The sequence below is a fragment of the Pseudomonas peli genome, from assembly GCF_050563605.1.
Lineage (GTDB): Bacteria > Pseudomonadota > Gammaproteobacteria > Pseudomonadales > Pseudomonadaceae > Aquipseudomonas > Aquipseudomonas peli_A.
The window spans coordinates 1-422 of sequence record NZ_JBNXUH010000216.1; the positions used below are offsets into that span (position 1 = coordinate 1).

Here is a 422-nt window from a genome sequence, read left to right on the forward strand (position 1 = left end):
GGCGTCTACGGCAGGGAAATGTTTGTAAAAGGGACAGGCAAAAAGCCCCGCCATGGAAATAAACGAAGCCGCGGACATCCAGTCGGCTGCAGTTGCCATGCCGTTGGTAACGGGGTGAACMCCACCGCCGGCGACGTAGAACTCCTTGGTCGAGCCGGCACGTGCCCAGATAGCGATGCCGAAGTAGAGCTGTCTCTTATACACANTGTGTATAAGAGACAGCAAAAAAACAACGCCGCGAACATCAAGCCGGCTGCAATTGCCTTGCCTTTGGTAACGGGGTGAACACCACCGCCGGCGACGTAGAACTCCTTGGTCGAGCCGGCACGTGCCCAGATAGCGATGCCGAAGTAGAGCGCGAAGGAAGCGCCCACAAACAGCATCTGTCTCTTATACACATCTCCGGAGCCCACGAGACGAAC

1 protein-coding gene is annotated in these 422 nt (G+C 56.7%); it reads right to left on the reverse strand.

What is annotated here, in order from left to right:
• A partial coding sequence (locus tag ACQ4LH_RS21520) for a hypothetical protein (protein ID WP_430698993.1) occupies nucleotides 1-225 on the reverse strand: 225 nt, incomplete at its 3' end.
• Between the last annotated feature and the right edge of the window lie 197 nt (nucleotides 226-422).